The organism is Humibacillus xanthopallidus (genome assembly GCF_044793955.1).
Classification (GTDB): domain Bacteria; phylum Actinomycetota; class Actinomycetes; order Actinomycetales; family Dermatophilaceae; genus Humibacillus; species Humibacillus xanthopallidus_C.
Genome location: NZ_CP084995.1, coordinates 2,051,186 through 2,072,845, shown reverse-complemented (window position 1 = coordinate 2,072,845; position 21,660 = coordinate 2,051,186). Strand labels below are relative to the sequence as shown.

The following is a 21,660-nucleotide window of genomic DNA, read 5'->3' as shown; positions in this document are numbered from 1 at the left end:
TAGCCGACAGGCCAGACGCCCGAGACGGGCATCTGGCCTGTTGGGAGGCGCGGCTGACGTCAGTCGAGGTAGTCGCGCAGCACCTGGCTGCGGCTCGGGTGACGCAGCTTGCTCATCGTCTTGGACTCGATCTGGCGGATCCGCTCTCGCGTGACCCCATAGACCTTGCCGATCTCGTCGAGCGTCTTGGGCTGGCCGTCAGTGAGGCCGAAACGCATGGAGACGACGCCGGCCTCGCGCTCCGAGAGCGTGTCGAGGACCGAGTGCAGCTGCTCCTGCAGGAGCGTGAAGCTGACGGCATCGGCCGGGACGACCGCCTCGGAGTCCTCGATGAGGTCACCGAACTCGCTGTCGCCGTCCTCACCGAGGGGGGTGTGCAACGAGATGGGCTCGCGGCCGTACTTCTGGACCTCGACGACCTTCTCGGGGGTCATGTCGAGCTCCTTGGCGAGCTCCTCCGGGGTGGGCTCGCGCCCGAGGTCCTGGAGCATCTGGCGCTGCACGCGAGCGAGCTTGTTGATGACCTCGACCATGTGGACCGGGATGCGGATCGTGCGGGCCTGGTCGGCCATGGCGCGGGTGATCGCCTGACGGATCCACCACGTCGCGTAGGTCGAGAACTTGTAGCCCTTGGTGTAGTCGAACTTCTCGACCGCACGGATGAGGCCGAGGTTGCCCTCCTGGATGAGGTCGAGGAAGAGCATGCCGCGACCGGTGTAGCGCTTCGCGAGCGACACGACGAGGCGCAGGTTGGCCTCGAGGAGGTGGTTCTTGGCCTTCTTGCCGTCCTGGGCGATCCACCAGAGCTCACGCTTGAGCTTCATGTCGACCTTGCCCTCGGCGTTCAGCTTCTCCTCGGCGAAGAGGCCGGCCTCGATGCGCTTGGCCAGCTCGACCTCCTGCTCGGCGTTGAGGAGGGCGACCTTGCCGATCTGCTTGAGGTAGTCCTTGACCGGGTCGGCCGTGGCGCCGGCGGTGACGACCTGCTGGGCAGGGGCGTCGTCCTCGTCGTCGTCGCGGATGACGAAGCCCGACTCCTCGGTCTCCTCGGTCGCGGCTGCTGCCTTGGGCTTGGGCTCGCCGTCCTCGTCGGTGTCATCGGCGTCGGCGTCGTCGGCGACCTCCGCCTCCTTGGCGACCTCGGCCACGACAGCGACGACGTCGACCTCTTCGAGCTCGGTCTCGACGACGTCGTCGGGTGCCACGACCTCGCCGTCAACGGACTCGACGGCCCCGTCGGCACCGTCCGCGCCGGCGGCGGCCTTCTTGGCCGTGGTCTTGCGGGCGGTGGTCTTCTTTGCGGCCGTCTTGGCCGGCGGCGCGGCGGCAGCCTTGGCCACGCCTGCGGTCGTGGTTGCCTTCTTGGCGGCGGTCTTGCGGGCCGGTGCGGCCTTGACGGCGGGGGCTGCGGTCGGGGCGCCGCTCTCGTCGACCTCGGCGGCCGGTGCAGCGGCCCGCTTGGCCGGAGCCTTCTTCGTCGTCGAGGTGGTCGTCCTGGACGCGGTCTTCGTCGCCGCGGCCGTGGTGCTTCGAGCGGTGGCCACAGTGCCTCCCTTGGTCCCTGAGCGGGTTTTGTTGGTGCTCGTGTGCGGCGCGTCGACGACGATCTCGATGTCGTGAGCCTCGAGAGTCGTGAGCACCGGCTTCATCTGCTTGAGGTCGAGGGCTGCCTCGGCCTGTGCGCGGGCGATCTCGGTGCCGGTGATGCTCCCGTTGGAGCTTCCCTTCACGAGAAGCTGCATGATTGCCTCGTGCTGGAACACCTTCGGCAGGGTCTTGGGGGCTCCAGCGGTTGTTGCCTTCGGCACGGAAGCAGTCGCCTTTCATCGCTGTGTGCGTCGTGCTGGCGCGCCACATCCGGGCATGCACCATCACAACGAACGAGAGTGGGGGTTCGTGCCAGATGTGCTTGGCCTGGTGGAGTCGGTCCCTGAGCGATCTCGCGGTGCGCCTCGTGCAATCCGGTACTCAGCCATTATAAAACGCCCGAGGGCATGCCCGCGAACAGAACGTCCATCCGGGCGCGCCGCGAGGACGCCTCGACCGGCCGAACCGTGGGGTGCACGGCTGGCCCGACGAGCACTGCGAGACCTGCGAGCGGTCTACTCGGCCTTGACGGCCAGGACCGGGCAGCTGGCGTCGAGCAGGATGCGCTGGGCGTTGGAGCCGAGGATGAGCTTGCCCACCGGGCTGCGGCGACGCAGCCCGATGACGATGAAGTCGGCGGCCACCTCCTCGGCGACGCTGATGAGGTCCTCGGCCGGGTCGTTGCCGCGCACGAGCTGACGCACCTCGTGGTCGAGACCCCGCTCCTTGAGCAGGTCGGCCACCCGGGTGAGCTCGGCCTCGAACTGGATCGCCTCGTCGGGGTCGAAGTCCTTGCCGCCTCGATGCGAGCTGATCACGATCAGCCGCGCCTGACGCAGGACACACTCCTCAGCGGCGCGCTTGAGCGCGGCGCGGCCTTCCTTCGTTGCGACATAACCAACGACAATGGCCACTTTGTCCGGACCTCCTTGGAGCGGTAACACCCGTGCCCGCACGCTACCGGAAAAGCGGCCCGTGAGGCGCGACGACTGCGCTCCCGCAGGCGAGTCGCCGATGCGGGCCCGTCCGTCCGCCTCGCCACGCGCCCCCGACGGCCCCGGCGAGGCCCTCAGCGCGAGAGGGCGTCGCGGATGATCCTGCCGACCTGGTCCTCCTCGATGAGGAAGCCGTCGTGGCCGTAGTCCGAGGTGATGTGGGCGCGCGTCGAGACTGGCAGGGCCGCGTGCAGCTCGTCGGACAGTCGTGGCGGGTAGAGGCGGTCGGTGTCGACCGACACGACGGTGCAGTGCGCGGTGACGCGCGCCAGCGCTGCGGCAACGCCCCCACGGTCGCGCCCGACGTCGTGTGAGTTCATCGCCTCGGTGAGCCGCAGGTAGGAGTTGGCATCGAAGCGCCGGGCGAGCTTGCCCGCGTGGTGGTCGAGGTAGCTCTCGACGGCGAACCGGCCGCGGTCGCCGCCGCTGAGGGGGTCCTCCCCGAGCTGGGCCTCGCGCCCGAACCGCTCGCTCAGCTCGCTCTCGGTGCGGTAGGTGATGTGGGCGATCCGGCGTGCGAGACCGAGACCGGTCTCGGGCGCTCGCCCGGTGTCGTAGTAGTCGCCACCGGCGAAGTCGGGGTCGTGCCGGATGGCCAGCAGCTGCGGCTGGCACCACGCGATCTGGTCGGCGGTGGCGTATGCAGTCGAGGCCAGCACGAGGCAGCGGTCGACCCGCTCGGGGTGGGTCACCGCCCACTCGAGAGCCCGCATGCCGCCCATCGACCCCCCGACGACGGCCGCGACCCGGCTGATGCCCAGGGCGTCGAGCAGTGCTGCCTCGGCGGCCACCTGGTCGCGCACCGTCACGTAGGGAAAGCGGCTGCCCCACGGCGGGCCGTCCGGCGCGAGGCTCGAGGGGCCGGTGCTGCCCTGGCACCCGCCGAGCACGTTGGAGGCCACGACGAACCAGTCGTCCGGGTCGACGGGACGGCCGGAGCCGATGAGGGAGTTCCACCACCCGGGTGACGGGTGCCCCGGCTCGGCCTCACCCGAGACGTGGCTGTCACCGGTGAGGGCGTGCTCGACGAGGATGACGTTGTCGCGTGCCGCGTTGAGCGTGCCCCAGGTCTCGTAGGCGATGCGCACCTGTGACAACCGCCCGCCACGCTCCAGGTCGAGGCCGCCGATGTCGACGAACCGGCGACGACCGACGGGGTCGCCCTCGTGCCAGGCGCCGCTCGAGCGCCCTGACAGCCCCGACTGCCCTGATAGCCCTGACCATGTCGGTGTCTCGCCCTGCGCGGGGACACCGGCGTCGGGCACCGCGCGCAGCCGCGAGGTCGGGCCGCTTGCGCCGCTGGCAGCGCTCGGACCGCTGGCACGGGTCGGACCCTGCGAGGTCGGGACCGCGACGCCGTCAGCCTCGTCGAGGCTGTCGGCTCGGGCCGTCTGGCGGTCGCTGACGGTCATGGAGAGTGCTCCTCGGCTCGCGCTTGCACCCACACGGATGGAGGGATGCCAGGTCCTCACCCGGGGCACCCCACCGCGAAGGAGGGTTGCCGGCCAGCGAGCCGGGGCTTGTCGCTGGCACTCATGACCTAGGCACCACCATACGCGAGAGCGCTCAGGCACTCGATGGGCTGTTCCACGAGCCGGACGCCCGCGACGGACCGTCGGCGTCGTGCTGCGACGAGCGCGATCCGTCACCGCGCAGCCCGTGATCGAGTGCTTGGCGGATGAGCCGTGCCAGACGGTGATCGGGCTCGAGGCCCAGCGCGGTGTCGACGGCCACACCGGCGCGCGCACCGTCGCCACGCCACCAGGCGATGTTGGCGACGATCGTCAGCAGGGGCGCTGCGTGCGCTGCCGGCGTGACGCGACAGACGCTCTCGAGGCGCGCCTGGATCTGGTGCGGAGCGCTCGCTTCCTCCCACTCCTGCCACTCCTGCCCCGCCTGCCCGGATGGCGCCTCCGCGAGACCGTCGAGTCGGCCACGCAGACGGCGACCTCGCTTGCGCCGTCCACGCCGGGGCCGCGGGCGCGGCGCAGCAGAGGTGGCGCCCGAAGCCGCCCGCACGTCCACACCGACGAATGCCTCAAGCAGAGCGACGAGTCCGGCCGGGTAGTCGGTCAGAGGCATGGAATCCGGGCACAGCCAGGCGATCAGCGCGTCGCGGAAGATGACGTCGCGCAGCGGCCCGACGAGGGCCGGCACGAGGGCTTCGAGGTCGTCACCTGCGACCTCGCCGTGCAGCACGTGGCCCCAGGCCGTCATCGACTGCGCCTGCTGGAGCTCCGACGAGGACTCGAACGCGGCGTCGAAGCTGTCGCAGTCGCCGTCCCAGCCGGCTCCGTCCCAGCCGCCGTCGCCGTACCCGTCGTCGTCCCAGTCGTCCCAGCCAGCCGCGCCGTCCACGCCGTCCCAGCCGTCCACACCGTTCCAGCCGCCGGCGACGTCCTCCGGCCCCAGATGCCGCCGGGTCTCGAGGTCGATGACGGTCGCCCCCCGGTCCCCCGCGCCCGAGGTGCCGTCGGGCTCGGCGGCGGTCTCCTCACCGAGGTCCCCAAGGTGCCCGTCCTCCCCGACCTCGTCGCCGCCGTCACCAAGCTCACTGCCGTCGCCGGAACGGTCGTCGCGGGAACGCTCCCCACTGGCGTCGTCGATCAGCAGACCGCGGGCACGGAGCCGGTCGATCGCGACCGCCACGGTGTAGCGCGCCTGCCACGTGTCGACGGCCGCCTCGATGTCCGCGTGGCGCGGGTCGTCGTCGCCCAGGGGTCGCACGAGCGCGACGAGGGAGTCCCGGTCGCCGAGCACCGCGTGGCCGAGCGCGACGTAGTCGGCGACCGCCGGGACGTCGGCCAGCTCCGGCATCGGCCGCCCGCCCGGCGGGCAGCAGTCGCAGTCGGTCGTGAACCAGCGGCCGTCGCGCACGATGAGCCGGTCGCCCACCTCGATGTCCTCGTGCGCGAGCCCGGCGCGCAGGGCCTCGGTCAGCGGGTCGGACTCCCCCGCCTCGTCCTCGAAGCCCACGAGGCACACCCCAGACGGACGCTCCCGCACGATCGTGGGCAGTCCGGTCGCAGCCGAGGCCTCGGCGAGGTGGGCCGGCACGACGTCGAAGCGCGCCACCAACCCGAGCCGCTTGCCGTGGAAGCACACGACGACGACGCTGCGCGTCGGCTGGAAGCCCAGGTGGAAGGGAAGGATGGTCAGCAGGTCGGCAGGTCCCGACAGGGAGATCTTCGGCATGCCACCGACCCTCGCCCCCGCGTCACTCCCCCGACAGGGTCACCTCCTCGCCTGTGGACGGCTCACACCGCTCGGCGGGGAGGTGTGGACGACACCCGCGTCAGCGTTCGAGGCGCTTGCGCACGGTCTCGAGGACGTAGTCGGTGGCCGCCTGCCGCACACCCTCCGGCAGCACGACCTTGCCCTCCGGACCCCGATCGCCGGCGCCGGGGGCGGCAGCCCCGGTGCTGTCGCGGTCGGGCCGAGGAGCGCCGGACGCTGCGCCATGACCCGCCGTTGCGCCAGGGCCGGCCGCTCCGCCCACCGGGCTCGACCACGTGGCTTCGCCTCGCATCGTCTGCGAGCGTCGCAGCCCCTGACCGAGCTCCCACGCGACGAAGCGGTCGGTCTCCTCGATGAAGGCCTTGACGGCCCATCCGATGACCACCGCGTCGTCGGCGGCCCCGAGCACGGGCAGGAAGGCCTCGGGCAGCAGGTCGATCGGCGAGGCGACATACGCCACCGCAGCGGCGACGAGCCCGAGTCGCCCGACTGTCGTGCCGGCATACGTGCCGTCAAGGGTGGCGCGCACGAGTCGCGGCACAGCGCTCACGCGCTCGGCGACGGAGGGGCCGCCGCTGCGCATCGAGGCGCGCACGACGGACGCGGCCGTGGCCGCGAGCTTGAGCCGGGATGCCGTCTTCATGACCGGACCAACGAGCGGGTGCCCTCACCGATTCCGCTCCGGCCGGGCCGTTGCAGACTCGTCATCTGGGCGTCACACGCCGGAGGAGGCCACCGGAGGGAACTCCTCAGCGGCCTGCGCGCCGATGCGGCTGAGCATGTAGACGTCGATGGCTGCACCGAGCAGGCCGCCGACGATCGGCACCGCGCGCCCCAGCCGGGCGAACGTGCTGCCCCCGATGCGCCCGAGCAGCCGGAAGCCGATCGCCTTGTTGAGCACCATGAGCGCGGGCGCCGGCAGGCGGTTGAAGGCGATGCCCGAGAGCTTGCCGCCTGCCGCCACGAGGCCGGCCTTCTTGAGGAGGTCGTCGCTGTCGGCGCCGATGAGCGTGAGGAGCACTGCCGTGCGGATGTCGGGCTGCTGGAGGTCGTAGCCCCGCACCTTGGCGGTCGCCGCGGTCATGCGGGTGCCGAGGAGGTAGAACTCGAGCACGTTGGCCGGCAGCGAGATCGGCATGGTGAAGAAGCCACCGAGGCCCGTCACGAAGCCGCCGACCGCGCCGAGCTGCCGGTGGTCGCGGCGAATGATCTTGATCGCCTGCTCGACGTCACCGCGAGCGTGCTTGAGCGCGGTCGCGGCGATCGTGTCGGCCGAGTCGAAGGGACCGCGGCCGTCGATGCCGATGTCGAGCAGTCGCTGGATGAGCCGCGTGGCGGCGCCCGTGAGCCCGCCCTCCTCGGGCAGCTGGGCCCGCTCGAGCGCGCCACCCTTCGCGGCGGACCGCACCTGCTTGGCGGTGTCGTCCGCCGCCTTGGTCGCCTCGTCGCTGTCATATCCCAGGAGTCCCACGTGCCTGCCCATCCCTCGGTTCGTGATGTCGCGTTCGTCGAGACCATACCCAGCCGGACCTCGTGACGGTATGCAGCGCGCGTCGGCCGGGTCGCCAGGCGTGTGGGCGCGGTCTCGTAGGGTCGTCGCCATGGCCCCGCGCATCCTCGACGTGCCGCTCGAGACCCTTCGACGCGAGCGCACGAGCATCAAGTGGCGACGCTACGACGCTGACGTGCTGCCGCTGTGGATCGCCGAGATGGACGCGCGCCCCTGCCCCGCCGTCGTCGAGGCCGTCACGGCAGCGATGACGCGCGGTGACACCGGCTATGCCGGCGACGAGGGGTATGCCGCCGCGCTGGCCGAGCTGGCCGAGGCCGAGTGGGGCTGGGCTCCCGACCCCGGCACGATGGTCCGGGTCACCGACGTCCTGACCGGCATCGCCCACCTGACGCGGCTGCTCACCGAGCCCGGCGGCCCCGTCGTCATCAGCCCGCCCGTCTACAACGCGTTCTACGACGTCATCGCCTCGATCGAGCGCCAGGTCGTCGAGGCGCCCCTGACGGCGGAGGGTCGCCTCGACCTCGACCTGCTTGACACGACGTTTGCCGGCGTCACGGCGGGTGGCCAGCGGGCGGCATACCTGCTCTGCAACCCGCACAACCCCACGGGCACCGTGCACTCCGCCGACGAGCTCGCGGCGCTCGCGGAGGTCGGGGCGCGGCACGGGGTGCGCGTGCTCTCCGACGAGATCCACGCACCGCTGGTCTATGCGTCGAGCCGCTTCACCCCCTACCTCACGGTGCCGGGCAGCGAGCGCGGCATCACGGTGACGTCGGCCTCCAAGGCGTGGAACCTCGCCGGGCTCAAGGCCGCTCTCGTCGTGCCCGGTGGCGAGGCGCGCACCGATGTCGCTCGTCTCCACCCGTTCGTCACCTTCGGCGCGAGTCACTTCGGCGTCATCGCGCAGACGGCGGCCTACCGCGACGGGCGCACGTGGGTTCACCAGCTCGTCGACGAGCTGGACGCCAACCGCAGGCTGCTCGCCGAGCTCGTGCGCGAGCAGCTGCCCGGCGCCCGGCTGCTGCTCCCGGAGTCGACCTACCTCGCGTGGCTCGATCTGCGCCCGCTCGGTCTCGGCGACCATCCCGGCGCCACGCTGCTGCGCCGCGGGCGCGTCGCCGTCTCCGACGGCACGACGTTCGGCAGCGTGGGCGCCGGTCACGTGCGGGTCAACGTCGCCACGTCGCCCGACATCCTGCGCGAGGCCGTGGCCCGCATCGCGAGCTCCTTTGACTGACAAGGCATCCGGCGCCCCCCTCGTCGCGCTCGTCGTCGGCCCGCAGGGGGCGTATGCCGTCGGGCCGGGCATCGACGAGGCGTGGGCTCTCGCCGAGGTGGGCCGGCGCTTCGTCGACGCGTCAGCCCGGCTGGGGCCGCGCTGGGTCGTGTGGTCGTCCGCTGCCGCGCTGCGGGGCGTCGTCGGGGCCGGCATCGACGTCGCGCGCACCTGGGACCTCGCCGAGACGCACCGCATCATCCACGGCGGCTGGGCGGCGACCCCGGGCCATGTCGTCGCCGGCTGCCGCGGGCTCGACGAGGCTGACGTCCCCAGGCCGCGAGCGCAGCGGCTGCACGGCTTCGACGGGGACCTCTTCGACGTCGCCGAGGGGGGCGACGAGACGCTGCTCACGGCGGGGGGTCACCTGCGGGCCGACGCGCTGCTGCGGGCCACGGACGCCCCCCGGCTGCGTGAGCTCGCGGTGCTCGCGCTCGAGTGCCAGACGTCGCAGCTCGAGGCGCTCGGCCGCCTGGGCGGCGAGCACGTCGCGCGCCTCGAGCGCACCGTGTGGTCCGAGTCCGCAGCGGCCGTGCTCTGCCTCGAGCTCGAGCGCGACGGACTCCCCGTCGACCGGCTCGCCGCAGAGGACCTCATCGCCGCCTCGGCCGGTCCGCGGGCCCGCGACGAGGGCGATGCCGCCCGCATCCGCGTCGAGCGCGACCGCGCCGTGCTGCGGCACGCGCCGGGCCGCGAGCGCCTCGACCTGCGCAACCCGGCCCAGGTGCGCGAGCTGCTCGCGTCGGTCGGCGTCGACGTGCCCAACACACGCGCCTGGGTGCTCGAGCCCTACCGCCTCACCCACCCGCTCGTCGACGCGCTGCTGCGCTGGCGCAAGGACGAGCGCATCGCCACGACCTACGGCTACCGGTGGCTCGACGAGCACGTGGGCGTCGACGACCGGCTCCGTGGGGCGTGGACGGCGTGCGACGGCGCGGCGGGGCGCATGACGGCGCAGAACGGCCTGCACAACCTGCCTGCTCCCCTGCGCCCTGCCATCTGCGCCGCCCCGGGCCACGTCTTCGTGCGGGCCGACCTCGGGCAGATCGAGCCGCGCGTGCTCGCCGTCGTGAGCGCCGACCGCGCCTTCGCCGAGGCGACGCGCAGCGACGATCTCTACGCCCCCGTGGCCGCCAAGCTGGGCGCCGACCGGCCGACGGCCAAGATCGCGGTGCTCGCCGCGATGTACGGCCAGCGCTCCGGCGCGGCCGGTGAGGCGCTCAAGGACCTCGAACGCGCCTACCCCGTCGCCATGGGGCTGCTCGACCGCGCCTACGACGACGGCGTCGCACGCCGGGCCGTGCGCACCTGGGGCGGTCGCCTCATCCGCTTCGGGGCGGCTCCCCCGCAGCTCGGCGAGGGCGCGGAGCCGGACGCGCCGGCCGGCAGCCCCGAGAGGTCGGCCGGCACCGACGGCTCACGCGGGCGCTACGCGCGCAACGCCATCATCCAGGGGTCGGCCGCAGAGCTCTTCAAGGCCTGGGCCGCGACCGTGCGCCACGCGGTGCGCCCGCTGGGCGGCCAGATCGTGCTCTGCCTCCATGACGAGCTGCTCGTCCACGTGCCCGAGCAGCAGGCCCACGCCGCCGTGGCGGCGGTCGAGGGCTCCCTGACGAGCGCCGCCCGCACCTGGGCCGGCACCGACCAGGTGCGCTTCGTCGCCGACACCTCCGTCGTCCGCCGCTGGAGCGAAGCCAAGCCCTGACCACCACCCCTCCCCCTTGACCGAAAGGAGCGGTTCGCGGCCGTGGACCGGCATCGTCGCCAGCCGAGCGGCATCCGTGAGCGGGCGCAGCGGTGCTGGGGCAGGCAAGGGAGCGGGGCGCGACGGCGCGAGCGGCATCGGCGGCGGCCGACCGGCATACGACAGTGGTGTAGCGCGAGGACGGCCGCCGACGCTCCACGCCGCGAGCACCGTCGCGCCCCGCGAGCGCTGTGGCACAACGTGCCCGCCCGTGGGCCGTGAGGCCGTCAGACAGCCGCTACGACTGGTCGTCGTCCGTGACGTCCTTGAGGAAGGCCTCGAACTCCGCGCCGATCTCGTCGGCGGTCGGCAGGTCGGAGAGGTCGGTGGCGAGCAGGTTGCGCTGCTGCCGGCCCTCGAGGAAGGTGTCGTACTGCTGCTCGAGGGCGTGCACGACCGCCGTGATCTCGTCGGACTCCTCCATCTGCCGGGTGATCTCGGCGCGGTTGAGCCCTGCCGTCGCGATCAGCGCGCTGACGTCGAGGTCGAGACCGGTCGCGGCCCGCACGCGCTCGAGCCCGATGACCGCGGCGTCGCCGAACTCCGTCTGGCCGAGGTAGTGCGGCACGTGCACCGCGAAGCCGATCGCGTCGTGGCCGGCCTCGCCGAGCCGCAGCTCGAGGAGTGAAGAGAAGCTCGCGGGCACCTGCACGGTGCCGAAGGCCGGGTCGTTGCCGGTGATGAGGCGGGGGTTGGTGCCGTGGGCGGTCACCCCGAGCGGACGGGTGTGGGGCACCGCCATCGGGATGCCGTGGACGCTGACGGTGAGACCGACGCCGAAGGTGCGCACGAGCTGGGTCGTCGCCTCGACCATGCGGGCCCACTGGTAGTCGGGCTCGGGTCCGACGAGGAGCAGGAAGGGCACGCCCTCCTTGTCGACGACGCGATGGAGCAGCAGGCTCGGGTCGTCGTAGCTGCTCCAGTGGTCGCGGTCGAAGACCATGACCGGGCGGCGTCCGCGGTAGTCGAGCAGCTGGTCGACGTCGAAGGAGGCGATGACACGCGACTCGTGGTGCTCGAGGAGGTGGTCGGCCATCAGGCGCTGCGTGTTGCCGGCGTCGATGAATCCACCGAGGGCGACGACGAGCACCGAGGCCTGCAGTTCCTGCAGCATGCTCGGTGAGGTGTCGCTCTCGAACTGGAAGAGCTCGGTCGGGTCCTGCACGGGTCTGGCCTTTCGTCGTCAGGGATCGCTTCGTGCAACGCCCTGCTCCACGTCAAGATTCCCACTCCGGGGGCCCCACGTGCCGCTCACGCGAGAACGGGAGCGATCGGGGTCAGGCACCCACCTTGGTGATCGCCTTGAGCACGCGCTGGGGCGAGACGCTGTAGGCCGTGCCCACCGTCTGCGCGAAGAGCGAGACCCGCAGCTCCTCGATCATCCAGCCGATGTCGACGACGTCGGCGGCGCCGCGCTGGGTGGGCCGGAGCGAGTCGAGCAGGTCGGCATAGCGACCCTCGACGAGGTCGACCTGCTCGAGGGCCTGCGCGTCGCGAGCCAGGTTGGCGGGCGCCTTGTCGATGCGGTGCGCGATGGCACGGAGGTAGCGGTCGAGGTCGGGCAGGCGCCGCAGTCCGGTGTCGGCGACGAAGCCCGGGCGCACGAGCTCGCGCAGCTGTGCCCGCACGTCGGCGAGCATCGGACGGATCGCGGCACTGCTCGAGCGGTCGAGGTCGGCGAGGCGGTTGGTCAGCGCGAGGTGCTTCGCGAGGATCGGCTCGACGAGACCGACGACCTGCACGACCTTGGCCGTCGTGTGCGCGCGCACGGCGGAGAGCGCCCACTCGAAGTCCTCGCGGGTGCGCACGGCGTGGTCGGCCCGGTCGATGACGGCGTCGTCGCGGATGGCGTCGATGGCCGCGGCGAGGCAGTCGTCGAGCAGGGCCGGCACGCTGCCGTGCGGGTTGTGGCCGAGGGCCAGCTTCTGGGTGTTGGTGAGGCGCGCCAGGATCTGCTTCCACGGCGGGGTGATGCCGAGCAGGAGCAGTCGGCGCACGCCCAGTCGGTGCTCCGCCTCGGCCTCGGCCCGCGTCGGCAGCACCCGGAGGTCGACGCCGGACCCGGTGTCGACGAGAGCCGGGTAGCCCTGCACCCCCGCGGAGCTCGCGAAGGTCTCGGCCACCCCTTCGTCGGGGAAGGCGGTGAGCCCGGCGCGCTCGATGCGGGCCCCGGCGCGGCTCACCTGCCGCCGCAGCTGCGGCGTCGCCACGTCACGCACGGCCTCGAGGTCCTTGCCCGTGGCGACCGGCCGGCCACCCTGACCATCGACGCTGAAGGTGACCTGCAGGTGCGGTGGCACCCGCTCGACGTCGAAGTCCGACGGGGCGACGGGCGCGCCGGCTCGACGCTGGAGGACCCGGGCGAGCGCCGGGAGCAGCGGTCCGCTCGTCGGGTCGAGCTCGGGCAGCACCGCTCGGGCGTGGTCGGGGGCCGGCACGAGGTTGCGGCGGATTCCCTTGGGCAGCGAGCGGATCAGCGCGGTGACGAGCTCCTCGCGGAAGCCGGGCACCTGCCAGTCGAAGCCGTCGGGCGTCACCTGGTTGAGCCGGTCGACCGGGATGTGCACGGTCACGCCGTCCTGCTCCGACCCGGGCTCGAACTGGTAGGTGATGGGCAGCACGTTCTCGCCCTGCGTCCACGTCGTGGGGTGGTCCTTGTCGGCGATGCTGCCGGCGCTCTCGCGCAGCAGCAGCTCCTCGGTGAAGGTGAGCAGCTCCGGGGTCTGCCGGCGCGCCTTCTTCCACCACGAGTCGAAGTGTCGACCGGAGACCACGTCCGCGGGGATCCGCTTGTCGTAGAAGGCGATCAGGGTGCTGTCGTCGACGACGATGTCGCGACGCCGGGTGCGGGCCTCGAGCTCGCCGAGCCGTTCGATGAGCGCGGCGTTGTCGCGCAGGAAGGTGTGCTCGGTCGGCCAGTCCCCTTCGACGAGGGCGTGCCGGATGAAGAGGTCACGGGCGAGCTCGGGGTCGAGCTTGCCCAGCCCCACGACCCGCCCGACGACCAGCGGCACGCCGTAGAGCGTCACGCGCTCGGTCGCGACGGCCGACCCCCGCTTGCCCGACCAGCGCGGCTCGGAGTACTGCCGCTTCACGAGGTGCTCGCCGAGCTGCTCGGCCCACACGGGGTCGATGCGGGCGTTCATCCGGGCCCACAGGCGACTCGTCTCGACGAGCTCCTCGGCCATGACGAACTGCGGTTGCTTGCGGAAGAGCGCCGACCCGGGACTGATGCCGAAGCGCGTGCCCCGCGCGCCGGCATACTCCCGCTTCTGCTCGTCCCGGACGCCGATGTGCGAGAGGAGCCCCGCGAGCAGCGACTGGTGGACGGCGTCGGCGTCGATCTCGCCCAGCGCCGTGGTGGCGTCACCGCGGTTGACGTCGAGCCCTGCCTGCTTGGCCGCCTGGCGGACCTGGCTGTGGAGGTCCTGCCACTCACGCACGCGCAGGTAGTGGAGGTACTCCGCCTTGCACAGGCGTCGGAAGGCGGACGAGCTCAGCTCTCGCTGCTGCTCCTTGAGGTAGGCCCACAGGTTGAGCCAGCCGAGGAAGTCGCTCGTCTCGTCGGCTAAGCGCTTGTGCGAGGCGGCTGCGAGCTCCTGCTTGTCCTGCGGTCGCTCGCGGGGGTCCTGGATCGACAGGGCGGACACGATGACGAGCACCTCGCGCAGCACGCCGCGCCGGTCGGCCTCGATGACCATGCGAGCGTGCCGTGGGTCGATCGGCAGCGTGGCGATGGTGCGGCCGTATGCCGTGAGGCGGCGTCCCGGGCGTCGCTGCCCTCGTCCGCTCGGTGGGGTCTCCTCCTCCGGCGCGAAGGCCTGCAGCTCCTCGAGGAGCCGCACGCCGTCGGCGATCTGGCGCGAGTCGGGCGGGTCGACGAAGGGGAAGCGCGCGATGTCGCCGAGGCCGAGGCTCGTCATCTGGAGGATGACCGACGCGAGGTTGGTGCGCAGGATCTCGGGGTCGGTGAACTCCGGGCGGCTGTCGTAGTCGTCCTCGGAGTAGAGCCGGATCGCGATGCCGTCGGAGACGCGGCCGCAGCGGCCCGAGCGCTGGTTGGCGCTGGCCTGGCTCACCGGCTCGATCGGGAGGCGCTGCACCTTGGTGCGCTGGCTGTAGCGGCTGATGCGGGCGGTGCCGGTGTCGATGACGTAGCGGATGCCCGGGACGGTCAGTGAGGTCTCGGCGACGTTGGTGGCCAAGACGATTCGCCGGCCGGTGTGTGATGCGAAGACGCGGTGCTGCTCGGCGGCGGAGAGCCGGCCGTAGAGCGGGACGACTTCGGTGACCGGCAGCTTCATGCCGTTCAGCGCATCCGCAGCGTCACGGATCTCGCGCTCCCCGGAGAAGAAGACGAGGATGTCGCTGCTCGTGCCCGAGTGCCGCTCGGTCCAGAGCTCCTCGACGGCCTCGCAGACACCCGTGACCATGTCGCGCTCCTCCGCCTCGGGGCGGTCGGGGTCGACGAGCGGGCGGTAGCGGATCTCGACGGGGAAGGTGCGCCCCGACACCTCGATGATCGGCGCGGGCGTGCCGTCGGGGGTGGCGAAGTGCTCCGCGAAGCGCTGCGGGTCGATCGTCGCCGAGGTGATGATGACCTTGAGGTCGGGTCGGCGCGGCAGCAGCTGCTTGAGGTAGCCGAGGATGAAGTCGATGTTGAGGCTCCGCTCGTGCGCCTCGTCGATGATGATCGTGTCGTAGCGGCGCAGCTCACGGTCACGCTGCATCTCGGCGAGCAGGATGCCGTCGGTCATCACCTTGACGAGCGTGTCGCGGCTGCTCTGGTCGGTGAAGCGCACCTGGTAGCCGACGGCGGTGCCGAGCTCGACGCCGAGCTCCTCGGAGAGTCGCTCGGCCACGGCTCGTGCCGCGATGCGGCGCGGCTGGGTGTGCCCGATGACCCCGTCGAGTCCGCGCCCGAGCTCGAGGCAGATCTTCGGGATCTGGGTCGTCTTGCCCGAGCCGGTCTCGCCGGCGATGACGACGACCTGGTGGTCTCGGATGGCGGCCGCGATGTCGTCGCGTCGCTCGACGACGGGCAGGTGCTCCGGATAGGTGATGGGCGGGAGGGTGGCGGCCCGCGCTGCCCGGCGGGCCTCGCGCTGCTCCGGGGTCGGCTCGGCGCGTCGCCGGCCATGCTCGGGGCGCGGTGGCTGACCGCCCTGCCCCGCTGGTGGTCGTCTGCCCCGAGAGCGTCGACCGCCCCCGCGGGCGCGGGGGGGCGAGGTCTCGTCGGGCATGCCCGTCAGGATAGGTGGCTTCCCGCCGGCTGGTCGCACGGGTTTCCTCGGCGCTCGCAGGCCGGATGTCGGGGTGGCTGGAACCGCCCGGTGCCCGACGCCCTCAGACGGGTGCACCTCCGCCCGATCTCGACCATGCCACGGTGGTTGGATGGGCGCACCGTGACCGACTCAGGGGGATTTGTGACCGACGCGCCATCGCGACCCGACCCGCTCGCACCCGACTACGGCTCCTCCGGGACCGCCGCCGCGGGGGCCCGACCCGTCGCGCCCGACCCGACGGTCGACCGGTTCTCTGCCTTCGACCAGCCGGACGGGCCGCCCCCGCCCACGGCGCCGAAGAAGAAGGCGGGCCGCAGTCGCGGTCGCAACCGGTCGAAGCCCGCCTCCAGCCGCCCCTCGCCGAATCGCGCGTCCACAGCGACGACTCCTTCGACGGCCAAGACCTCCGTCCCCCTTCGGGCCACGGGTGGCTCCAAGCCGCCGAGGTCGGCGCGTCGCAAGGCCACCATCGCCTTCACCGCCGTGTTCGTCGCGCTCGTCGGCATCCCCATGGTGCTCGCCATCGGCATCGCCCTGGTGAGCAACAGCTCCGACCGCGCGTCGGTGGAGCGAGAGGAGCGAGAGCAGGTGGCCTACACCCCCCTGACGGGCGAGCCCAGCGTGGTGCCCTCCCTCCCCTCGACCGTCACCGAGTTGCGCGTGGAGATCCAGGGGTCGGAGCGCATCGCCGACGTGCGCCTCTACAGCGACACGGCGGTGACGCGCCTCGAGGACACGCCGCTGCCCTTCGGCGCGACGATCCCGGTGACGAGCAACGACGCCTACGTGTCGATCTCGGCGAACGACTACGGCTACCGAGGACCGCGCGCCATGCGCTGCACCGTCTATGCCGGCGACGTCGTGCTGACGACGTCGGTGGGCATCCGCAGCGTCCAGTGCAACGTCACGGACTCCGCCTGGAACACGGGAGGCTGAGGATCGTCGTGTCCGATCCAGAGCGCCCGGCCCTCCCCGACCCCCAGCAGGACCGCCATGTCGCCTTCCCGGAGCTGACGCCCCCGACCAGCTCCGACGCGCAGCCGCCGCCGGTGCCCGGTCTGCCGCCCGACGCCTGGGCGCGTCCCGAGCCGACGACGGGCCCGGCGCCGACCCTGCCGCCACCCACGATCCTCAGCACGCCACCGACACGGCCGGCGCACCGGGCGGGTCAGCGCCGGCCTGGGTGGCTCCCCTACGCCGCGATCGTCGGGGTCTTCCTCGTGATGAGCAACGTCAGCACCGGCCACGACGATCCGAGCCTCTATGGCGACGGCGGCTACTCCGAGCAGCAGTGGGGTGTGTCCCAGGACCCGTGGGCCGACCCGCCCGATCCGTCACAGGTGGGGTGGATCAGCTCCTCCGCCGACCCCAGCACGGTCAAACCGCCCATCCCCGCCGACAGCCGGGTCTCACCGGTTCCGGCCAGCGTGAGCGTGCTCCGCGTCGAGGTCACGGCTCCCACCCCCGAGGACGTCCTCACCCAGATCTCCACCGGAGCAGGGCTCTACGAGGAGACCCCGGCGAGCACGCCCATCCTCAGAGAGGTCCACACCGGCCCGGAGTCGCGATCACTCGACGTCACCGTCTCGAGCCCAACCGAGAGCACCGCGTCGCTGCAGTGCCGCGTCTACGCCGGCGAGACGCTCGTCGCGCTCGACACATCGACCACCGGCAAGGTGGCCTGCACCGTCTCCTGGTGACCCGACACCGGGGCCTTCCGGGGACTCACGTCAGATGTCGGCGGCTTCCTCGGCGGCGCGAGAAGCCTTGCGACGCTTGTTGATCGCGATCCGTGCCGCCATCGCCTTCTCGAACGCGAAGTGCCAGAAGCGGCTGATGACGAGCTCGCGCTCCCCCACCATCTCGACGACGTCGGCCCCGGCGCCGAGCTTGAAGAGCAGCAGCCCGGTCAGGGGGCTCGTCGCACCGAGCGAGGTGTTGAAGCCGCGGAAGTCGTAGGCCTCACACCCTGCCAGGGCGGCATCCTGCATCGCCTTCCACTGCAACGCGTTGGAGGCCCGGGCGTCGCGGTTGCGCTCGGTGGAGCCGCCGTAGAGGTAGGAGAAGGTGCGGCCGAAGCGGATCATCAGCGCCGAGGCGAGCACGTCGCCGTCGACATGCGCCTCGTAGAAGCGCGCCTGCACAGGGCTGTCAGCGCCCTCCGTCATGAAGGAGCGGGCCATCAGGTCGAAGTAGGCCTTGGGTCGCGGCAGGAAGTTGTCGCGCTCCGCCGACTCGACGTAGAGGTCGTAGAACGTGTCGAGGCCCTCGGCGAGCGCCGTGCGCACCTCGACCCCGGACTTCTCGGCCTTCTTGACGTTGCGCCGCCACTGCTGGTTCATCGACCGCAGCAGCTCAGGCACGGCCCGGCCGCGCAGGTCGACGACGCAGAGCAGGCGGGGCTGGCCCACGGCGACCCCGTCACCGCCGATGGAAAGCCACTGGTTCGCGTCGAGCCAGGCCTCCATGCTCCTTGCGACGGGGTTGTCGACGGCGCTCGGCATCGTCGTGAAGCTCAGCAGGCCACCCTCGGCGACCTGCTTCTTGACCGGCTCGCGGTCCCAGACCCGCGACACGATGGGGAAGCCGAGCCGCAGCGCGAACGCGCCGTCCTGCTTCGCCCAGGCGACGAGCGGGTCGAGCCACGCCTTCGGGTCGCTCGCGACGGCCTCCCACGGCAGGGCCGGGCCCTCGGGCAGGTAGGCGTAGGACCGCTTGAGGCGCGGGATGCTCCGGGAGAGCACGAGACCGGCGCCGACACGGCGGCCGTCGGCGTCGAACCAGCCGAGGTGGGCCCGCCGCCAGCCCTGCTTGGAGCGGGCCCAGTTGGGCGTCTGCAGGAAGCTGCCGCCCAGCTCGAGGAGCGTCTCGGTCGCCTCGTCGGCGGTGACGGGTCGCACCGTCAGCGGCAGGCGGATGGTGGCGGACGACGCGCCCGCCGTCGTGCTCGGCCCCGATCCCGGGGTCTGCTCAGTCATGGCGGCCACCCTATCGACGCGAGCTCAGGACTCCGATTCGGCGGCTGAAGCGACCGCTGACGGCGCACTGTCGGACGCGCGACTCGTGTGCCGGATCCACCACAGCCCGACGAGCGGCAGCAGCAGCGGCACGAAGCCGTAGCCCGACCCGAAGTGCGACCAGACGGTCCGGTCCGGGAAGGCCGACGGCACGGCATACGAGATGGCGCCGACGACGAGGACACCGGCGAGCTCGACGACGAGCGCGGCCCTGGCGAGGCGCACGGAGCTGCGGTCCCCGCGCGCGAGCCCGACCGTCGCGACGAGGTAGATGACGGCTGCGAGCGCCGAGAGCACGTAGGAGACCGGGGCGCGGTCGAAGTACTCGCTGATCTGCAGGATCGAGCGCCCCGTGGCGGCGAGCGCGAGCAGCCCATAGACGGCGACGAGCACGCGGCCGAAGCCGTGGCCGGTGTGCTGCTGCTCAGCCATGGAGGCTCCAGACCTGCTGCAGCCGGGCGACGAGGATGGCCACGACGACCGCCCCACCGAGCACCACCGCCATCGCCCACTGCGTCTTCTCCTTGATGGCGATGACGACGGTGACCGGGATGACGACGAGCACGGTGAAGAGGTAGGCGATGAAGGTCGCGCGCTCCGCGCCGTCGGCGATCGCCGAGGCGTTGGTGAGGCCGACGACGAGCTGCACGAGCAGCGCCACCTCGATGGCAGCGCCGAGCAGCACGATCGGGTCGTCCACGAGCCGGCGCCGCAGCAGGTGGTGGCCCGCCAGCAGCGCGAGCAATCCGGTCGCCACGAGCACGACCACGGTCAGCGGTTGGAGCACCCGCGAATCCTACGTCGCGCACCTTGGGCGAGGATGCCCGCCCGGCGCGTCAGCAGCACGCGGTAGTTTGCAGCAGGCGCCGGTCGCGAGCCACGACCGGGCCCCAGCCAGCCCCGACGTCACGACACGTCACAAACCGTGCCGACACGTCTCGACGCGTCAAGCCACGTCATCCCACGTCACGACCACGCAGGAGCCGCAGTGCCGATCCGCTCGATCACCGTCGACCGCGCCGCCGGGGTGCTGCTCGGTCAGGCCTGCGGCGACGCGCTCGGAGTGCCCTACGAGATGGCGGCGCCGCCCGTCGGCGAGGCGGTCATGAAGGGCGGCGGCCTGGGCCCCTACGACCCGGGCGAGTGGAGCGACGACACCCAGATGACGCTCTGTGTGGCCCAGGTCGCCGCTCAGGGCGGCGATCTCACCGCGCCCGACGCGCTCGACCAGGTCGCCGAGGCGTTCACGTCCTGGCTCGCCGGCGGCGCGACCGACGTCGGCACGCAGACGCGGGCGGTGCTGACGGAGGCGGAGCGGCTGCCCGGCCGCGCGCACGAGAGGCTGTCGCGGGCCAGCGAGGACCTCCATGCCAGCACGGGCCGCACGGCCGGCAACGGCGCCCTCATGCGCACCTCGATCGTCGGGCTCGCGCGGGTGCACGACCGGCAGGCGACGGCCCGGGCGGCGCGCGCCGTCGCAGAGCTCACGCACACCGACCCCCTGGCCGGGGACTCGTCGGTGCTGTGGTCCGAGGCCATCCGCCTGGCCGTGACCGAGGGACGCCTCGACCTCGCGGCCGGGCTCGACCTCGTCACCCCGACGTATGCCGGCCGGTGGGGCGACTGGATCGAGGAGGCCACGGCCGCCGAGCCGGGGCAGTTCCCCAACAACGGCTACACCGTCACCGCGCTGCAGGCCGCGTGGGCGGCGATCACCTCGACCGACCGAGGCGACGCCTCCGCCATGCACCTCCAGCGTGGCCTGCAGGCGGCGGTGCGGGCGGGGCACGACACCGACACGGTGGCCGCCATCGCCGGCGCCCTGCTCGGGGCGCGCTACGGCGCCTCGGCGGTGCCCACGCAGTGGCGCCGCATGGTCCACGGCTGGCCCGGGCTGCGCGCGCACGACCTCGTCGAGCTCGCCGTGTCGACCTATGCCGGTGGGCGCCGTCATGGCGAGTGGCCGTCGGTGGCGTCGATGAGCGACACCGAGATCCCCATGCTCGGGCTGGCCCACCCGATCGACCCCGACATCGTGCTCGGCACGATCTCCGACCTGTCGCGGGTGCGCGAGCTCGAGGTGCAGGCCGTGGTCTCGCTGTGCCCGCTCGGACTGCACGACATCCCAGCCGACGGCATGAGCTCACGCGACCACATCGAGTTCTGGATCAACGACGACGACGAGGAGGAGTCCAACCCCCACCTCGACTTCGTGCTCGACGACGTGTCGTCGGCGCTGCGCCAGTTCCGCGCCGAGGGCAAGCGGGTGCTCGTCCACTGCCGTCAGGGCGGTCAGCGCACCCCCGCCGTCGCCCTGCGGTATGCCGTCGACCTCGGTGTCGCTCCCGAGCTCGCCGAGCGGTCCATCCGTCAGGCGATGCCCCACATCCGCGGTGAGGGCCGCCTCTGGCACGTGGCCGGTCACGGCGCCTGAGCACGTCAACCTCCCCCGATTCGAGGTGATCCCGCACCCCACCTCACCTCCGCGATCACCTCCACCCGGCGGCTGCAGAGGTCTACCGTGCCGTCCATGGGCGAGACCGAGACGAGTCACGTGGACCACCGGCGGCTCGCCGTCGACCTCTACAACGCGACGTGGTCCCTGCTCGACCGGGACGACCGCACTACGGAGGACGACGACGCGATGATCGCCGCCGCGCACGCCTCGATGCACCACTGGAGCCAGGTCGACGGCGTGCAGCCCGAGAACCTCGGGCGCGGCCACTGGCTCTGCTCCCGCGTGCATGCCGTGATGGCCCAGCCGGACGCCGCGGCCTACCACGCCGACCGCTACATGACGATCGCCCGGTCGCAGCCGGTGGGCGACTGGGACCTGGCGGCGGCTCTCGAGGCCTCGGCGCGCGCCGCCGCGGTCGCCGGCGACTGGGATGCAGCCGAGGACTTCGCCGCACGGGCGCGGGCGGCCTGTGCCGCCATCGCCGAGGACGAGGACCGCGGAGTGATCGAGTCAGACCTCGAGACCCTGCCGCAGCGACCCTGACTCAC

General features: G+C 72.2%; 17 protein-coding genes and 1 riboswitch. Of the genes, 6 read left to right on the top strand and 11 right to left on the bottom strand.

Features of this window, described 5'->3' with window-relative positions; translation table 11 throughout:
* Positions 1-59: 59 nt before the first annotated feature.
* The 6 genes from LG278_RS09155 to LG278_RS09130 form a co-directional block, all read right to left on the bottom strand.
* Positions 60-1,742 carry an RNA polymerase sigma factor gene (locus LG278_RS09155; protein ID WP_404393072.1) on the bottom strand — a complete coding sequence of 561 codons (1,683 nt, stop codon included), beginning with the start codon at positions 1,740-1,742 and terminating at the stop codon, positions 60-62.
* 360 nt (positions 1,743-2,102) lie between these two features.
* The gene (locus LG278_RS09150) at positions 2,103-2,501 is read right to left on the bottom strand and encodes a universal stress protein (protein WP_404393070.1); all 399 of its coding nucleotides are present in this window, start codon (positions 2,499-2,501) and stop codon (positions 2,103-2,105) included.
* Between the two features lie 155 nt (positions 2,502-2,656).
* Positions 2,657-3,994: a homoserine O-acetyltransferase gene (locus LG278_RS09145; RefSeq protein ID WP_404393068.1), complete on the bottom strand. Its 1,338-nt coding sequence runs from the start codon at positions 3,992-3,994 to the stop codon at positions 2,657-2,659.
* 14 nt (positions 3,995-4,008) lie between these two features.
* Positions 4,009-4,123: riboswitch (SAM riboswitch) on the bottom strand.
* 25 nt (positions 4,124-4,148) lie between these two features.
* Positions 4,149-5,777 (bottom strand): DUF4192 domain-containing protein, encoded by a 1,629-nt coding sequence (locus LG278_RS09140; RefSeq protein ID WP_404393066.1) that lies wholly within the window; start codon positions 5,775-5,777, stop codon positions 4,149-4,151.
* Between the two features lie 100 nt (positions 5,778-5,877).
* Positions 5,878-6,462, bottom strand: coding sequence for a YkvA family protein (locus LG278_RS09135; protein ID WP_404393064.1), 585 nt, complete (start codon positions 6,460-6,462; stop codon positions 5,878-5,880).
* Positions 6,463-6,534: 72 nt separating this feature from the next.
* Positions 6,535-7,290, bottom strand: coding sequence for a hypothetical protein (locus LG278_RS09130; protein ID WP_404393062.1), 756 nt, complete (start codon positions 7,288-7,290; stop codon positions 6,535-6,537).
* Positions 7,291-7,420: 130 nt separating this feature from the next.
* On the opposite strand from LG278_RS09130, the gene LG278_RS09125 reads away from it, so the two are divergent.
* Together LG278_RS09125 and LG278_RS09120 are read left to right on the top strand one after the other, a co-directional pair.
* Positions 7,421-8,569: a MalY/PatB family protein gene (locus tag LG278_RS09125; RefSeq protein ID WP_404393060.1), complete on the top strand. Its 1,149-nt coding sequence runs from the start codon at positions 7,421-7,423 to the stop codon at positions 8,567-8,569.
* Positions 8,562-10,313 carry a DNA polymerase gene (locus LG278_RS09120; RefSeq protein ID WP_404393058.1) on the top strand — a complete coding sequence of 584 codons (1,752 nt, stop codon included), beginning with the start codon at positions 8,562-8,564 and terminating at the stop codon, positions 10,311-10,313. Before LG278_RS09125 ends, LG278_RS09120 begins: the two co-directional genes overlap by 8 nt.
* A gap of 277 nt (positions 10,314-10,590) precedes the next feature.
* Here the strand turns inward: LG278_RS09120 and LG278_RS09115 are convergent, their stop codons facing one another.
* Positions 10,591-11,517, bottom strand: coding sequence for a PAC2 family protein (locus LG278_RS09115; RefSeq protein WP_404393056.1), 927 nt, complete (start codon positions 11,515-11,517; stop codon positions 10,591-10,593).
* A gap of 112 nt (positions 11,518-11,629) precedes the next feature.
* Positions 11,630-15,595, bottom strand: a complete 3,966-nt coding sequence (gene hrpA / locus LG278_RS09110; RefSeq protein WP_404393054.1) for an ATP-dependent RNA helicase HrpA — start codon at positions 15,593-15,595, stop codon at positions 11,630-11,632.
* Positions 15,596-15,778: 183 nt separating this feature from the next.
* Here hrpA and LG278_RS09105 point away from each other — a divergent pair, with 183 nt between their 5' ends.
* Both LG278_RS09105 and LG278_RS09100 read left to right on the top strand, forming a co-directional pair.
* On the top strand, positions 15,779-16,573 hold the full coding sequence (locus LG278_RS09105) for a hypothetical protein (protein WP_404393052.1): 795 nt from the start codon (positions 15,779-15,781) through the stop codon (positions 16,571-16,573).
* A gap of 8 nt (positions 16,574-16,581) precedes the next feature.
* The gene (locus LG278_RS09100) at positions 16,582-17,337 is read left to right on the top strand and encodes a hypothetical protein (RefSeq protein WP_404393050.1); all 756 of its coding nucleotides are present in this window, start codon (positions 16,582-16,584) and stop codon (positions 17,335-17,337) included.
* Positions 17,338-17,367: 30 nt separating this feature from the next.
* Here LG278_RS09100 and LG278_RS09095 read toward each other — a convergent pair whose 3' ends face one another.
* From LG278_RS09095 to LG278_RS09085, 3 genes are read right to left on the bottom strand one after another with little or no spacing between them, the layout of a single operon-like run.
* Positions 17,368-18,615: a lipid II:glycine glycyltransferase FemX gene (locus tag LG278_RS09095; RefSeq protein ID WP_404393048.1), complete on the bottom strand. Its 1,248-nt coding sequence runs from the start codon at positions 18,613-18,615 to the stop codon at positions 17,368-17,370.
* A gap of 24 nt (positions 18,616-18,639) precedes the next feature.
* Entirely contained in the window at positions 18,640-19,086 is a 447-nt protein-coding gene (locus tag LG278_RS09090) for a hypothetical protein (protein ID WP_404393046.1), read from the bottom strand.
* Positions 19,079-19,441 carry a hypothetical protein gene (locus tag LG278_RS09085; protein ID WP_404393044.1) on the bottom strand — a complete coding sequence of 121 codons (363 nt, stop codon included), beginning with the start codon at positions 19,439-19,441 and terminating at the stop codon, positions 19,079-19,081. Before LG278_RS09085 ends, LG278_RS09090 begins: the two co-directional genes overlap by 8 nt.
* Positions 19,442-19,642: 201 nt before the next feature.
* Here LG278_RS09085 and LG278_RS09080 point away from each other — a divergent pair, with 201 nt between their 5' ends.
* Positions 19,643-21,088, top strand: coding sequence for an ADP-ribosylglycohydrolase family protein (locus LG278_RS09080; protein ID WP_404393042.1), 1,446 nt, complete (start codon positions 19,643-19,645; stop codon positions 21,086-21,088).
* Between the two features lie 96 nt (positions 21,089-21,184).
* Positions 21,185-21,655 (top strand): hypothetical protein, encoded by a 471-nt coding sequence (locus LG278_RS09075; protein WP_404393040.1) that lies wholly within the window; start codon positions 21,185-21,187, stop codon positions 21,653-21,655.
* Positions 21,656-21,660: the final 5 nt, after the last annotated feature.